The following is a 14,596-nucleotide window of genomic DNA, read 5'->3' as shown; positions in this document are numbered from 1 at the left end:
CGGTCTCAGCCCCTGCGGACCGTGATCGTCGTCCACGCGCCGACGTGCACCCGGTCCCCGTCCTGCAACGGCACCGGGACGAAGGGCTGGATGGGCTCCTCGCCGCCGTTGACCGTCGTACCGTTCGTCGAGTTCTGGTCGACGACCGCCCAGCTGCCGTCGGGCTGCTGGACCAGTACCGCGTGCTGGTGCGAGACGCCCGGGTCCTCCGGCGGCACCGACAGGTCGATGTCGGGGGACTCGCCGGTGGAGTGCCGGCGGCGGCCGATGGTGATCTGGTTGCCGGTGAGCTGGCGCTGCTGCTCGGGGGAGTACGCGGGCAGGTTGAGACCCGCGGCCTCCGGGCCCGAGCGCTGCATCATCGCCATGAAGTACTCGCGGTCCGGGCCGATCGTCGCCAGCCACGTCGTCGGCTGCTGCTGGTACGCCGGCCGGGGCGGGGGCGGGGCCTGGGTGGAACCGGGCTGCGGGTAGCCGTAGCCGCCACCGCCCTGTCCGGGACCGCCGGGACCGCCCGGGGAGCCGGGGGTCGGCGGGGAGATCACCCAGTCGTCGTCACCGCCGCCGAAGGACGGGCCGCCCTGCGGCGGACGGCTCGTCTCCTGCGGGAACCCGGGCGGGGCCGGCGGGGCGGACTGCTGGAACGCCTGCGGGGCGCCGCTCGTCTGACCCGGGCCCGCGGGGGGCGTGGGTCCGGGCGGCGGCGGGACCGGCCGCGAGGGGTCGGGGCCGAAGTTGGGGGGACCCTGCGGGTTCGAGGGCTCGTTGCCGAACGGCCGCGGGGGACCGGACGGGTCGCCGCCGAAGCCCTGCGCGCCGCCGGGGCCGCCGGGACCACCGCCCTGCCGCTCGCCGCCGAAGGCGCCGGGACGGCCACCGCCGAAGTCGCCCTGGCCGGGGCGCTCGTTGCCGAACTGGCCGCCGGGGCCCGGGGGTTGCTCATTGCCGAACGGCCGCCGACCGGACGCCTCGTTGCCGAAGGGCGGCGGCGGAGGCGGGCCGGAGGGCTCGTTGCCGAACGGCCGGGGCGGACCGGACGGGTCGTTGCCACCGAAGGGCGCGGGACCGCCGCCCTGGCGCTCACCGCCGAAGCCGGAGGAGCCGCCGGGGCCACCGCCCTGACGTTCCCCGCCGAAACCTGAAGAGCCGCCCGGGCCGCCTTGGCGTTCCCCGCCGAAGCCCGACGGACCGCCGGGGCCACCCTGCCGCTCGCCACCGAAACCTTGGGAGCCGCCGGGGCCGCCGGGCCCACCCTGCCGCTCATTGCCGAAGCCCTGCGAACCCTGGCCGCCGGGACCACCAGGCGCACCGGGCCCACCGGGACCGCCCTGCCGCTCGCCGCCGAAGCCCTGCGAGCCGCCGGGCCCACCCTGCTGCTGCTCCCCACCGAAGCCACCGGGACCGTTCGGTCCCCCAGGTCCTCCAGGGCCGCCGGGTCCACCAGCGCCGCCGGGCCCACCCGCACCCCCCGGCCTCGCCGACCGGTTGGTCGGCTCGCTGCCGAACGGGGGTATCGGCTCCGCCGGGCGGTTCATCTGCGAGGGGCGCGAGCCCTGGTAGTCGAAGGAGTCACCGCCGTACGTCGGACCGGGCGGCGGCTGCTGGAAGCGGGCCGCCGGGCTCGGGCCGGGGTTCGACGGGCGCGGGGCCGCCGGGGTGTAGGAGGTCGCCGTGTTGGTGAGGAAGTTCCACCGGCACTCCTCGCAGAAGGGCGCGCCGCCCTCACGGGGCGTGCGGCACTGCGGGCAGAGTTCCGCCTCCGCGCTCGGGCGTGCGGGCGGCGGGAAGCCGTAGCCGCCGCCGGGGGGCGGTGGAGGGGGCGGGGGTACGGCACCGGCCATGCGGTGACCGCAGACCTCGCACCAGTCGTCGGAACCCGACTGGTGTCCGTTCGGGCAGGTCGGCATGTCGGCGCGTCCCCCTTTCTCACAGGGTCAGGCTTGGTCGAACCAGGTCGTACGGGCTAGGTCACTTCTTTACACGAACAGTCTTTGTGGACCGGGTCTCGAGAGTCATCTCGTCGGCCTCCGCGACCTTCGCCTTCAGTCGCACAGTACCCGCCGCGGCATCGACCACGTCCACCACCTTCGCAAGCAGTTTCGCAGTATCCGCGTTTCCGGAGACGCTGGCGAGCTGAACGGCCCGTCCCAGTTTGGCCGTTGCTCCATCGACATCACCCGATTTGCGGAGATCGAGACCTTGTTGGATGACTTCTGCCAGTTCGGCCTGGCCGGTGTAGTGCGCGACCTGGGGGTTGATGGAGGTGGAGGCCACCATGTCGTCGGTCCATACGGCCTTCACCAGTCCCTGGGCGCCCAGGTTTTGGGTGCTGCCGTCGGGCTGCGGAACGACCAGCGAGACCCGGGCGGCGAGCATCTCCTGGCCGACGTTGGCGGTCGGGACCTCGACGCAGACGTGGTAGTCACGGGACTCGTCTCCCCAGGACCCGGTGGGGTAGTCCCCGGCGCGCGGGCCCGCCTCGGTGCGGCGGTCGGTCAACTCCTCGACCCGGGGCGCGACCTGCTTGACGAACTTGATGGCCGTGCCCACCGGCGTCCACAGCCGCAGCGCGACGTCCGCGACCTCCTTGCCCATCGCCGTCTCCATCATCTTCGTGAAGTCGGCGGCGAGGTTCGCCGGGTCGGCGACGATGTCGGCCGTGCCGAGCAGCGCGGAGGCGATCCCTGTGACTTCTTTCACTTCCCAGTCGGTGCCGACACCGCGGGCGTCACAGGTGAAGCGTCCGGCGCAGGAGTCGAGGGCGGCCTTCAGATCCTCCGGCGCCTCGTGCTCGTTGCGGCCGTCGGTGAGCACGATGCCGTGGCGTATGGAGACGTCCGCCGAGGACAGCAGCCGGTCGGCGAGGCGCAGCCAGGTGCCGATCGCGGTGCCGCCGCCCGCGCTCAGCTTGCGCAGCGCCTGCTTGGCCTGGTCGCGGGTCCGGGAGTCGGCGACCGCGAGCGCGCCGCCGCCCGGATACACCTCCTTGGCGATGTGCGTGCCGCCGATCACCGCGAAGTGCACCCCGTCGCGCAGGGTGTCGATGGCGGCGGCGGTGGCGTCCCGGGCGTTGCGCATCTTGGTCGGCGGGTAGTCCATCGACCCCGAACAGTCGACCATGATCGCCACGGCCGCGTCCGGGCCCTGCCCCGGCGAGTACAGATGGGGTGCCGCGACCGCGCTCCCCACGGTGCCGCCGCCGGTCGAGGTCACGGTGACGATCGCGTTGACCTCCCGGCCGCCCTCGGGCAGGTACTCGTTCTGGTACACGTCCACCGAGAACTGCGGCACGTTCGACTTCGAGAAATTGGCCATACCTACTCTGATCCCCCTCAACTACCCCACCTGAATGGGGCGATGACTATGAGCGGACCGGTCCCCTCCGGTCCGAGACCGCATCCTTCTTGCGGTTCCGCGGCCTCAGCCGATTACTGCCCCTTGCGGCGGGGCCGGGAACGGCACGACGGCCACTGTTACGTTGTCGTGGCCCCCGCCGTCCAGCGCGTGACCGACCAGGACCTGGGCGCTGTGCAGCGGGCGGACCATGGCATCGGGGGGCACGACCTCGGCCATCTCCTCGGCCGACTCCGCGTAGTTCCACAGGCCGTCCGTGCACACCACCACTACACCCGGCCGGTCCGGTTTGAAGGAAGCCGTGTGCGGCTCCAGTTCGTACGCGTCCGCGCCGAGCCAGCCCGTGATCGCGTGGGCGCGCTCGTCGGCGTAGGCCTCCGCCTCGCTCATCAGACCCGCGGCGACCATCTGCGCCGCCCACGAGTCGTCCTCGGTGAGCCGGGCCGGCGGTGAACTGCGGTCCACCGGGATCCAGTAGGCGCGGCTGTCGCCGACCCAGCCGACCACGAGCAGCGCCGGGGTGACGACGGAGGCGACCAGGGTGCAGGCAGGCGCGTTCTGGTGCGGGGCGTGCTCGCGGGCCGTCGCGGGCTCCTCCGCGAGGGAGTTGACCGCGTGCGAGGCCGCGATGATCGCCTCGTGCATCGCCTGCTGCGGATGCGTGCCCTGCGGCAGCGCGGCCAGCAGCGACTCGCCGGCCTTCCGCGAAGCGGCCAGCGAGGCCGCGTCGGGCCGCGTCGCCGAGGACACCCCGTCGCACACGACGGCCACGAGCGCGGGCGCCCCGTCGGGCAGCGCGCACTGTCCTACGGCGAAGGCGTCCTCGTTGCGGTGGTGGCGCAGCCCGCGGTCGCTGACCGCCGCGAGCGGGCCCGACTCCTGTTCCATGTGGTCGCGTTCGCGGGGCTGGGCGTGCCCGCAGTTCTCGCAGTAGCCGTCGGGATCGACCCGTCCGGACCGGCAGGCCACGCACACCTTGGTGCCCTCGGCCGGGGTCGGCAGCTCGGCGGCGACCCGCGGGTCCGGCGCCTGGAGCGGGTACTCGTCGGGCTCCGGCGGCCGGTCGAACCGTACGCCGGTGGCCGGGGAGACCGGTGAACCGGTGGGCGGCAGCGGGGAGTTGGAGGGCAGCGGAGTGCCGCCCGAGTCGGTGCCGGGCAGGTCGGTGGGCAGATGGACCGTCGGCGCGGTCTCGGCGCCCTCCGGCTGGGGGACCACGGGCCAGTTCACGTCCGTGGCCTCCTCGGGCGGGAGCGAACCCGCGCCGTTCATGGTCAGCGTCGGGTGGTCGTCCGGCGGCGCGGGCACGGCCGAGAGGTCGTACCCGCACGCACCGCAGAAGCGGTCACCCGATTCGAGCGGCTCCTCGCAGCTCGGGCAGGCGGACAGCTGGGGCATCTGGGACATCAACTACACCCACGTCCGGGGGCGGTAACGGTTGGCACGTTCCACCAGGTCGATCCTCTCCTCGCCGCCCCGCGCCAGCCGGGCCAGCGTGCGGTACGAACGCTCCAGGCCGAAGCGGAGTCCCCGCTCGTCCAGCTCGTTGCCGAGCAGTTCCGGCCGCGTCGGCGGGACGGAACCCTGGCCTCCGGAGAGTATCCAGTCGAGGGCGCAGCCGAGGACCTCGGCCGACAACTGCTCGCGCCGCACCGCGTCCAGACCGTATCCCTCCAGCGCCTCCACCTGTCCGGCGGACGCGGTCAGATCGTCCAGGAACGGCGTGTCGCCCGCCGTCGCGGTCCGCCGCCGAAGCCGCGCCCGTACGGCGGCCACGCGCGCGGCCGTGTAGTGGATCGAGGCCTCCGACACCGACTCCAGCGTCCGTACGGAACCGGCGCGGTCGCCGGTCGCGAGCTGGACGCGGGCCAGGCCGAAGGCCGCGCTCACATAGCTCGGGTCGGTCGACCACACCAGGTGGTAGTACTCGGCCGCGTTGTCCAGCTGGCCCAGCACCTCGGCGCAGAGGCCGAGCGCGAGCTTCGGCGCGGGCTCGCCCGGGAAGGCGTCGTAGATCGCGTCGAAGGAGAGCGCGGCGGCCTCGAAGTCGCGGGTCGCCAGCGCGGCCACGCCCCGGTACCAGACCACCCGCCAGTCGTCGGGCCGCTCGTCCTCCAGCTTGGCCAGGGCCTCCAGCGCGGTGTACGAGTCGCCGTTCTCCAGCCAGGCCCGGATCTGCCGCAGCCGGGTCTCCACGGACGGCGAGGGCGCGGACGCGAGGGCGCCGAGCAGTTCGGTCGCCGCGGTCGTCATCAGCCCGGCCAGGAAGCCCGCGTTGGGGTCGGTCGGGTCGACGTGCGGCACGGGCAGGGCGAGCGCCACGGCGGGGGAGTCGACCTGCTTGACGAGGTCCGGGGTGGCACCCGCCGAGCCGTTGGCCGACCCATTGGCCGCCCCGTTGGCCGCGGCGGTGACGGCGGGATGCGGTGCGGCGGCGGGCAGCGCGGCGTCGACGCGGGTGCCCGCCTTCTTCCGGGGCCGCACCACCCGCGCCCCCAGCAGCGACACGTCCCCGTCCAGCTTCGGGAACAACTCCGTGTCCGTGACCTTCAGTTCGGGACCGAACAGGGTGGACAGGGACGGACGGGCGCGGCCGGTCTGCAGCGAGACGACCTCCCGCAGCACCCCCGTCAGCTGCTCGGCCATCTCCTGCGCGGAGGCGAACCGGCGGGCCGGGTCCGGGTCGGTGGCGCGCACCAGGAGCCGGTAGAACGACTCGTAGCGGCGGAACACCTCGATGTTGTCCGGGTCGGGCAGCGAGTCCACGAAGACGTTCGTGTAGCCCTGGAAGTCGAAGGTCAGGACGGCGAGGGTGCGGCCGACGGTGTAGATGTCGGACGCCACCGAAGGGCCGACCTCCGCGACCTCCGGCGCCTGGTAGCCGACCGTGCCGTAGATGGCCGACTCCTCGTCGTCCATTCTGCGCACCGCGCCCATGTCGATCAGCTTGAGCTGGTCCTCGGTCTGGATCGCGTTGTCGACCTTGAAGTCGCAGTACAGCAGATTGCGGCTGTGCAGATGGCCGAGCGCCTCGAGGGCCTCGATGCCGTACGCGCAGGCCTGCTCCACCGGCAGCGGATCGCGCTTCCCGGTCTCCGTACGGCGGTCGTTGGCGATCTCCTTCAGGGACTTGCCGCCGACGTACTCCATGACGATGTACCCGTCCAGCGAACCCGTCCGCTGGTCCAGGTGCTCCACGAAGTTGTAGATCCGCACGATGTTCGAGTGCTCGATCTCGGCGAGGAAGCGCCGCTCGGAGATCGCGGCGGCCATCGCGTCCTCGTCGCCGGTGTCGAGGAGACCCTTGAGCACCACCCAGCGGTCGGAGACCGCGCGGTCCACCGCGAGATAGACCCAGCCCAGGCCGCCGTGCGCCAGACAGCCCACGACCTCGTACTGGCCGTGCACGACGTCCCCGCCGGTCAGCTTGGGCGTGAACGAGTACGGGTTGCCGCACTTGGTGCAGAACCCCTCCGTGCGCCCCGGGCTGTCGCCGCGCGCCCGCCCCACCGGCGCACCGCAGTCGGAGCGCGAGCAGAACCGCTTGCGCTCGGGCACCTCCGGGTTCTCCAGCACCATCGCGCGCGGGTCGGGCCGCGGCACGTCCGGCACCTGCACCAGGCCGACCCCGAGCCGGCCGCGGGACGAGGACGCCGACGACGAACCGGAGCTGCGCACCGACACCGAACGGCCCGACGACTGCCCCGACACCGAGCGCGAGAGCCGGCCCGACACCGAGCGCCGCGACTTCGACGACTGCGACGACGTACGCGAACTGCGGCTGCTGGAACGGGAACTGCTGCCCGAACCCCGCGAGCCCTTGCCGCCGCCGGTCATCCCGGTGGGCGGTGAACCGAGCGCCCCGTCGGCCGACACCACCGGCGCCAGACCGCAGGTGTCGCAGTACAGCTCGCCGCCGCCCACGTCCTCGTACGACCCCTCGCAGCCGGGCCGCTGACACTTCCGCTGTGCCTCACTCATGACCGACCCCGCTTCTCCCTCGTCACTCACGCGCCCGGCCCCCTCGAGTCCTCGGGACCGCCCTGCGGCCGGGTCCGGGAAGCGCTCAACTGCTCGGCGGCGGCGTGCTGGTAGCGCAGCACCGCCTGTTCCGCGACGCGCAGGTCGCAGGGCGCGCTCCACAGCATGCGGCGCGCCGCGTCGTACCGCTCGATGAGGAACGGGTCCTCCGCGAGGCCGTGCCGGGCGACCTTCGCCTTGTACGCGTCGAGGCGGCCGCGCAGCTCCGCGCGGACCGCCAGCGGCTGGGTGACCGCCGTCAACGACTCGCGGGCGCGCAGCAGTTCGTCCTCCGCCTTCTGCTCCAGGGACTCCAGGAGCGGCGAAAGGCGGTGCCACTGGGCGTGTCTGCGGTACTCCGCGGCCGTCGACAGCTGCTCCTGGAGCACGGTCGGCGGTCCGCTGACGACCGGCACCTCCGTCGCGGCGATCTTCGCGAGGACCTCACCGCGCGCGGTCCGCGCCTCGGCGAGCGTGCGGTCCGCGCGCGAGAGCACGTCCCGCAGCTTCACCAGGCGGGCCTCCGCGTCCTGCCGGACGGTCAGCACCGCGTCGATCTCCCGGCGCACCTCCTCCAGCGCGCGCGCCTCCCGGTCGTAGACCGTGGTGTCGGGCCGGCCGCCGCCGGGGGCCGAACTGCCCTGCGCGCGCACCCAGAAGGCCAGCGGGTCGGAGATGACCCGCTCGCGCAGCTCGGTCAGGGTGGTGGTGATGCGCTCCAGGTCGTCGCCCGCCGGGTGCTCTCCCGGGCGGACGCCGACCGAGTGGGCCAGCTGCCGGGTGCGCTGCAGCTCCGCGGCCAGTAAATCGATCCGGGCGGGCAGCGCGGACCACACCGCGTCGGACGTGACAACCATGTCGAGAGAGGTCGCGTACAGCTCGTTCATCTCGTCCACCAGCGCGCTCAGCGAGAACTGGTGGCTCAGCTTGCTCGAACCGCCCGTCAGCGTCGGGGCGTTGGCCGTCGCCGTGGTGGATCCGGCGACCGTGACGGACTCGCCGCGCAGCAGCTCGGTCAGCTCGACCAGGTCCTCACGGCTGGACCAGCGGCGCCGGGAACGGATGCTCTGGGCGGCGTGGAACGCGTCCGTGTACGCGTCGAAGTACGCCCACAGCAGCGTGATCGACGACTCGGTGGTCGCCCAGCGCTCCTTGGTGGTGCCGGTGAGCTCGGCGCCTTCGAGGAGTCTGCGGCCCGCGTGGTCCTGCAGGGCGAGGAGCGAGGTCTCGATGGCCTCGTGCTCCGCGCCGAGCCGCGCCAGCGCACGGTCCACCTCGTCCCGGTCCATTACCGGCCCGGGGGGTCCCGTGACGCCCATCGATCACCTCTCGCTGCGTTGTGTTCTGCCGGTGGTCCGTGTCTGTGCCGTTCGGTGGTCGACGGTCCGTCACTTGTACTGCGGTACGGGCGGGTTGGCCGACTTCGAGTCCGCGCGCAGGGTGGGCAGCAGCCATTTCGTGTACGACGCCCGCCAGCCGTCGGGGCTGGTGCGGTAGGTCTCCAGTATTCGGTTGACCCGGCGTACCAGATCGGTGGCCTTCAGGTTCATCGCCACGCCGTAGTACTCGGTGGTGAAGGGGCTGCCCTTCAGCTCCACCGTCGGGTCCTGCGCGGCCTGGCTGGCGGCGAGCGCGCCGTCGGTCACCACCGCGTCGGCCTCGCCGAGTTGGAGCTTCACCAGACAGTCCAGCTGGTTGGGCACGGGGTCCATGATCGTGACGCTGGCGGGGATCTTTTTGCCCTTGTCCGCGTTCAGACTGTCGTTCGCCGTGGAGGTCTTCGCCGAGCAGACCCGCTTGTTCGCGAGGGTGTCGTTGTAGCCCGTGATCGACGACACCTTCGGGGCGAGGACCTGCTGGCCGGTGACGAAGTACGGGGCGGAGAAGGCGACTTGCCCGGCGCGCTTGCAGGTGATCGTCATGGTGCGGACGACCATGTCGACGCGGTTCTTCTGGATCGCCGGGATGCGCTCGTTGGTCGGGATGGCCAGGAACTGGATGCTCTTGTCGGTGTACGCGCTGCCGAAGATGTTCTTGGCGATGGCCGTGACGAGGTCGATGTCGAAGCCCGCCAGGTCGCCCTTGGCGCTGTTCGGGTCGCGGTAGCCCCAGCGGTAGCTGTTCTGGTCGACGCCCACCTTCAGGACGCCGCGGGCCTTGATGGCGTCGATCGTGGTGCCCCCGGCGTCCGACGGGGCCGGGCTCTGGTTCTGGACGGTGCTCTCGTCGCACTTGGGGGCCCTGGCCTGGACGCCCTGGGTGGTGCGCTGCCCGCCGAGGTCCGCGCCGGCCTCGCCGCGCGACTGGGTGAGCGGCAGCAGCAGGACGAAGGCGACCGCGAGGACGCAGACGGCCGCCATCGCACCCACCCCGCCCCAGCCCTTCAGGCTGATCCGCAGGCGTCGTACAGCCCTCAGGCGGCGAAGAAAGTCATCGCGTGCTCGCATGGTCACGCCCCCTTTCACCGGTACTCCGACAGCCTGCGCCCGATGCCCAGCACGGCGCCGGCCGCACCGAGCACGGCGAGCACCGCGGCGCCGACGGTGAGACCGGTCATGGCGTCCAGACCGTCACCCGCGGACCGCTGGAACTCCTTGGTCTCGTGCTTCAGCGCCGTGTCCAGCGAGGCGTCCACGGCCTGGAAGCACTCGGCCGTCGCACCGTCCTTGCCGATGACACCGTCGCGGGCCGCCTGGTAGTCGCCCGCGTTGTTGTGCTCGCTGACCTGCTTGTGGCGGGAGATCCACACCGTCATGGAGCTGTTGGCGACCGCGACGGGCTTGCGGCCCGCGGAGTCGTCGGCGAGCGAGTCGGCCAGTTTCAGGCCCTTGCCCAGCGCGGCGATCTGCTGGTCGTAGCCCCAGTCGTAGGCGTCCATGACCGTGCCGTCCGCGAGTTCGTGGGTCTCCGCGCCACGGCTGACCAGTGTCAGGTTCTCGTCGCTGCGGGCCTTCAGGGAGGCGATGCGGGCGTCGTGCAGCACGTTGAGCGACTTGACCCCGTGGTCGTAGGAGTCGTCGAGGCCCGCGCGGGCGACGGTGTGGCCGACGACCACCCACAGCAGGACGACCGCGGTGGTGGCCGAGGCGGCGACCAGGCCGTGGTTCAGCACCCGGTTGGTGCGCTGGTAGTTGCGCCGCTGGGCCCAGGCGAGACCGCCGAGCGCGACGAGCCCGAGGGCGATCGCGAACCACGGGTACGGCTTCGCGTTCCCGTAGTCGGTGCTCAGCCGCGCGTTCTCGTTCTTGTAGAGGTCCTGGGCCTTCGGGAGCATCTGGTTCTGCATGGTGTCGTTCGCGGCGCGCAGATAGGCGCCGCCCACCGGGAAACCCTGCCGGTTGTTGGCGCGGGCCGACTCGACCAAACCCTTGTACTGCGGCAGGAGTTCGTTGAGATCCGTGATGATGGCCGCGGACGACGTGCCCGGGTCGGTGTTGGCGGCGGCCGTGACGAGCTTCGCGGCGGCCGTCTTGATGTCGTCCTCGTACTGCTTGCGGGTGTCCTGCGTCTCCTGCAGACCCGCCAGATAACCGGTGGCCGCCATCGTGTTGGCGTCCGCGAGCGAGCGGTAGATGTCCGCCGCGTCCGAACTGAGCGGCTGGCTGTGGTGCAGCACGTCGTCGGCCGCCGAGGCCCGGCTGTCGGTCTGCCAGGCGGTGACCGCACCGAACGCGACCACCAGCAGGGCCAGCAGCGCGCCGATGGCCCGCAGCCGCCCCGGCTCGGTGGTGGCGGCCGCGCGCAACTGGTCGACGCCCTCGGCGAGGGCCGTACGGCGCGCGGGTGCCGTGTCCGGCGCACGCCGGGGCGCGGGCGCCCCCGACCGGCCCGACTGCGGCGGCAGCGCGGGCATCGTGGGCACACCGGAGCCCGGTGGCGCCGTACTGCTCTTCGGCGGTTGTGTCACCGCTGACCTCCCCCAGGGTCATCCCGTCGCCGCAAGTATCGCCGCCAGGACTGACATTCCGCACGGGCCTTCACTGGATCTTGATCGGATCGCAGCGTGATGACCGGATTTCCGGCACCACACAACGCCCCCCACCGCCCCCTTGTCCATGAATACGCCGTGGGAATCTGTTCGGTTCCCGGGTGTCAGTGCTCGTAGAACCCCCGCGCCCGCACATGCGCCTCGGCCGGAACACCCACGTGGTCCAGCCCCAGCAGCACCGACCCGAGGACCGGCCGCGCGGTGACCACCGTCGCCACCGCCTTGGGTGCCCGAACCGCAAGCAACTCCCTTATACGGTCGTCCAGTTGGGGATGCCGGGCGGCGAGGACGCTCCCGCCGAGCAGCACCGGCGCCTCCTCGTCGAGCAGATCCAGGCGGGTCAGCGCGACCGTCGCCATCGCCACCACCTCCTCCGCCATCCGGTCCACGATCGAACGGGCCACCGGGTCGCCGTCCGCCGCCGTCGCGAACAGCACCGGTGTCAACTCGTGCCGCCGCTCGTGCGTGACCTGTTCGAGATGCAGCGCCTGGATCAGGCCGTACATGGAGTCCAGGCCGAAGTACGCCGGGAGGGTGCGCGCCAGGGCCGTAGGACCGCCGCGGCCGTCCTCGGCGCGGGCCGCGTGCCACAGGGCCTCCTCCGCCAGGCCCCAACCGCCGCCCCAGTCACCGGAGATACGGCCGATCGCCGGGAAGCGGGCGGTACGGCCGTCGGGCCGCATGCCGACGCAGTTGATGCCCGCCCCGCACACGACGGCGACCCCGCGCGGCTCGGGGATGCCCGCCCGCAGCACCGCGAACGTGTCGTTGCGCACCTCCACGCTCGCGCCCCACCCGCGCGCGTGCAGCGCGGCGGCCAACTGCTCCTCCTCCACGGGGAAGTCGGCGTTGGCGAGACAGGCCGACACGTGCTGGACCGCGCTCACCCCCGCGTCCGCGAAGGCGCGGGTGACGGCCTCGGCGACGTTGTCCACGGCCGTCCCGATGCCCACGACCGGAGGCCGGAACCCGCCGCCGCGGGCCGTGGCGAGGATCTCTCCGTCGGCCGCCACGACCGCGACGTCGGTCTTGCTGTTGCCCGCGTCGACGGCGAGGACACTTGCGGTCAGGCCCACGCGAGGTGCTCCCGGTTGTGCGCGATCAGCTGGTCGGTCAGGGCTTCGGCGTACTCGTACTGGCCGATCAGGGGATGCGAGAGCAGCGCCCGGAACACCCGGTCCCGGCCACCGCGCAGCGCGGCCTCCAGGGCGAGGTCCTCGTACGCGGTCACGTTCGCCGTCAACCCCGCGTACAGCGGGTCGACCTCGGCCACCTCGAGCGGCGTCGGGCCCTTCGCGCCGACGGCCGCCTGCACCTCGATGACGGCGTCGTCCGGCAGGAACGGCAGCGTGCCCTTGTTGTACGTGTTCACCACCTGGTAGGGACTCCCGCCCCCGCCGAGCAGCGCGGCGGCCAGATCCACGGCGGCCTCCGAGTAGTAGGCCCCGCCGCGCTTGGCGAGCAGCGCGGGCTTCTCGTCGAGCGCGGGATCGGCGTACATCTTCAGCAACTCACGTTCCATCTCGGCCACTTGGGAGGCCCGCGACGGCTTCGTACGGAGTTCCCGCACGACCTCGTCGTGCGCGTAGAAGTACCGCAGGTAGTACGACGGGACGACGCCGAGCCGGTCGAGCAGCACCCGGGGCAGGCTCAGGTCGGCGGCGATGTCGTCGCCGAACTCGCCGAGCAGCTTGGGCAGGACGTTCTCGCCCTCGGGACCGCCGAGCCGCACACCGGTCTCCCAGGTGAGGTGGTTGAGGCCCACATGGTCGAGGTGCACATCACTGGGGGAGACGCCGAGGAGTCCGGCGAACTTCCGCTGGAAGCCGATCGCCACGTTGCACAGCCCGACCGCCTTGTGGCCGGCCTGGAGCAGGGCGCGGGTCACGATCCCCACCGGGTTGGTGAAGTCGATGATCCAGGCGTCCGGGTTCGTACGGCGGACCCGTTCCGCGATGTCGAGCACCACCGGTACGGTCCGCAGCGCCTTGGCGAGGCCGCCCGCGCCGGTCGTCTCCTGGCCGACGCAGCCGCACTCCAGCGGCCAGGTCTCGTCCTGCTCGCGGGCCGCCTGGCCGCCGACGCGGAGCTGGAGCAGCACCGCGTCGGCGCCCTCGACACCGGCGTCCAGGTCGGACGTCGTCACGATCTTCCCCGGATGCCCCTGCTTGGCGAAGATCCGGCGGGCCAACCCGCCCACCAGCTCCAGGCGTTCGGGCGCCGGGTCGACGAGGACCAGTTCCTCGACGGGCAGGGTGTCCCTCAACCGGGCGAAACCGTCGATGAGTTCGGGTGTGTAGGTCGAGCCTCCGCCGACCACGGTGAGTTTCATACGTGGTTAACCCTTCACTCCGGTGAGCGTGACACCCTCGACGAACGCCTTCTGCGCGAAGAAGAACACGAGGATCACGGGGGCCATGACCAGCACGGTCGCGGCCATGGTGAGATTCCAGTCGGTGTGGTGCGCGCCCTTGAACGACTCCAGGCCGTAACTCAGCGTCCAGGCACCGGGGTTCTCGGACGCGTAGATCTGCGGTCCGAAGTAGTCGTTCCAGGCGTAGAAGAACTGGAAGAGCGCGACGGCCGCGATACCCGGCTTGGCCATCGGCAGCACGACCCGCACGAGCGTCTTGAACTCACCGCAGCCGTCGACCTTCGCCGCGTCCAGGTACTCGTTCGGGATGGTCATCAGGAACTGGCGGAGAAGGAAGATCGAGAACGCGTCCCCGAACGCCATCGGGATGATCAGCGGCCACAGCGTGCCCGACAGGTCCAACTGCTTGGCCCAGAACAGGTACATCGGGATGATCACGACCTGCGGCGGCAGCATCATCATCGAGATGACCAGCATCAGCGACAGATTCCGGCCCCGGAAGCGGAACTTGGCGAGCGCGTACGCCACCGGGATCGACGACACGACGGTCAGGACGGTGCCGAGACCGGCGTAGATCAGCGTGTTCTTCCACCAGGTGAGGAAGCCCGGGGTGTCGAAGACCTTGCGGTAGTTGCCCCACTCCCAGGTGTGCGGGATCAGATCCCGGCTCAGGGCCTGGCTGTCGCTCATCAGCGAGGTCAGGAACACGAACACGAACGGGAGCGTGAAGAAGAGCGCGGCGGCGACACCGAGCGAGTGGACCGCGATCCACTCCATGAGCGCCTTGCGGCGGGCGGTGCGCTCGGCGGGGGTCACCGGCGCCCGCAACTCCACCGGTTTGTCCAGTACTTGGGCCATGG

The 14,596-nt window shown here is 71.8% G+C and carries 10 protein-coding genes; all 10 read right to left on the bottom strand.

Going from position 1 to position 14,596, the window contains the following annotated elements; all coding sequences use genetic code 11:
* Window positions 1-5: 5 nt before the first annotated feature.
* The 10 genes from SSP08S_RS00725 to SSP08S_RS00680 all read right to left on the bottom strand — a co-directional run bounded on the left by SSP08S_RS00725 (window position 6) and on the right by SSP08S_RS00680 (window position 14,594).
* Window positions 6-1,907 (bottom strand): FHA domain-containing protein, encoded by a 1,902-nt coding sequence (locus tag SSP08S_RS00725; protein ID WP_019065652.1) that lies wholly within the window; start codon window positions 1,905-1,907, stop codon window positions 6-8.
* A 61-nt stretch (window positions 1,908-1,968) separates the two neighbouring features.
* The gene (locus tag SSP08S_RS00720; protein WP_019065651.1) at window positions 1,969-3,315 is read right to left on the bottom strand and encodes a vWA domain-containing protein; all 1,347 of its coding nucleotides are present in this window, start codon (window positions 3,313-3,315) and stop codon (window positions 1,969-1,971) included.
* 105 nt (window positions 3,316-3,420) lie between these two features.
* Window positions 3,421-4,764 (bottom strand): PP2C family protein-serine/threonine phosphatase, encoded by a 1,344-nt coding sequence (locus SSP08S_RS00715; protein WP_019065650.1) that lies wholly within the window; start codon window positions 4,762-4,764, stop codon window positions 3,421-3,423.
* On the bottom strand, window positions 4,765-7,335 hold the full coding sequence (locus SSP08S_RS00710; protein ID WP_026178065.1) for a serine/threonine-protein kinase: 2,571 nt from the start codon (window positions 7,333-7,335) through the stop codon (window positions 4,765-4,767). It abuts the gene before it with no gap.
* 26 nt (window positions 7,336-7,361) lie between these two features.
* A complete protein-coding gene (locus tag SSP08S_RS00705) occupies window positions 7,362-8,693 on the bottom strand; it encodes a hypothetical protein (RefSeq protein WP_026178064.1) in 1,332 nt (443 codons plus the stop codon).
* Between the two features lie 69 nt (window positions 8,694-8,762).
* On the bottom strand, window positions 8,763-9,821 hold the full coding sequence (locus SSP08S_RS00700) for a glutamate ABC transporter substrate-binding protein (protein ID WP_051105832.1): 1,059 nt from the start codon (window positions 9,819-9,821) through the stop codon (window positions 8,763-8,765).
* A gap of 14 nt (window positions 9,822-9,835) precedes the next feature.
* Entirely contained in the window at window positions 9,836-11,281 is a 1,446-nt protein-coding gene (locus SSP08S_RS00695) for a GlnX family signal transduction membrane protein (RefSeq protein ID WP_102133266.1), read from the bottom strand.
* A gap of 185 nt (window positions 11,282-11,466) precedes the next feature.
* A complete protein-coding gene (locus tag SSP08S_RS00690) occupies window positions 11,467-12,438 on the bottom strand; it encodes an N-acetylglucosamine kinase (RefSeq protein WP_019065644.1) in 972 nt (323 codons plus the stop codon).
* On the bottom strand, window positions 12,429-13,694 hold the full coding sequence (locus tag SSP08S_RS00685; RefSeq protein WP_019065643.1) for a 6-phospho-beta-glucosidase: 1,266 nt from the start codon (window positions 13,692-13,694) through the stop codon (window positions 12,429-12,431). Before SSP08S_RS00685 ends, SSP08S_RS00690 begins: the two co-directional genes overlap by 10 nt.
* Before the next feature lie 6 nt (window positions 13,695-13,700).
* Complete coding sequence (locus SSP08S_RS00680) at window positions 13,701-14,594, bottom strand: carbohydrate ABC transporter permease (RefSeq protein ID WP_019065642.1); 894 nt, start codon at window positions 14,592-14,594, stop codon at window positions 13,701-13,703.
* Window positions 14,595-14,596: the final 2 nt, after the last annotated feature.

The organism is Streptomyces hokutonensis (assembly GCF_000376565.1).
GTDB classification, from domain to species: Bacteria; Actinomycetota; Actinomycetes; order Streptomycetales; family Streptomycetaceae; genus Streptomyces; species Streptomyces hokutonensis.
Note: the sequence above shows the minus strand (reverse complement) of the source record. Positions and strands in the feature narration are given on the sequence as shown.